This window comes from Agromyces humi (assembly GCF_009720255.1).
Lineage (GTDB): Bacteria > Actinomycetota > Actinomycetes > Actinomycetales > Microbacteriaceae > Agromyces > Agromyces humi.
Map to the genome: position 1 here is coordinate 1 of NZ_WJSP02000791.1, position 532 is coordinate 532.

At 74.4% G+C, this 532-nt stretch carries 1 protein-coding gene; it reads left to right on the top strand.

Annotation, left to right across the window (positions count from 1 at the left end):
- On the top strand, positions 1-434 hold a 434-nt coding region (locus GH736_RS24205; protein WP_456236784.1), incomplete at its 5' end, for an acylneuraminate cytidylyltransferase family protein.
- Between the last annotated feature and the right edge of the window lie 98 nt (positions 435-532).

Below are 532 nucleotides of genomic sequence, written 5' to 3' on the forward strand. Positions count from 1 at the left end.
CCGCGCCGGCGGGCGCCGCCGAGGCAACCGGCGCCGACCTCGGCGACATCACGGTCCTCATCCAGGCCACGTCCCCGTTCATCGACCCCGCCGACCTCGACGCCGCCGTCGACCAGGTCGAGCGCGGCCACCGTGACGCCGTGTTCTCGGCCGCCCCCACGCACGTCTTCCTCTGGCGTGAGGATGCCGCGGCCGGCGCCGTCGGCGTGAACCACGACGCCGCGCATCGCCCGCGCCGCCAGGACCGCGATCCCGAGTTCGCCGAGACGGGGGCCTTCTACGTGTTCCGCACCGAGGGGTTCCGCGCCGCCGGGCACCGGTTCTTCGGCCGGGTCGGCATGCAGCCGGTGCATCCCGACCACGCGTTGGAGATCGACGAGGCCGCCGACCTCGAACGGGCCCGCGCCCTCGCGCCGTATGTCGACGCCCGATAGCGCTCTATGCCGCGGCGCCGATCGGTGGGACGATCGGCAGAGGTGGGCAGTGCGTCGGCGCACAGCCCACCGCCGCATCCGCAGATCGCCTGGGATCG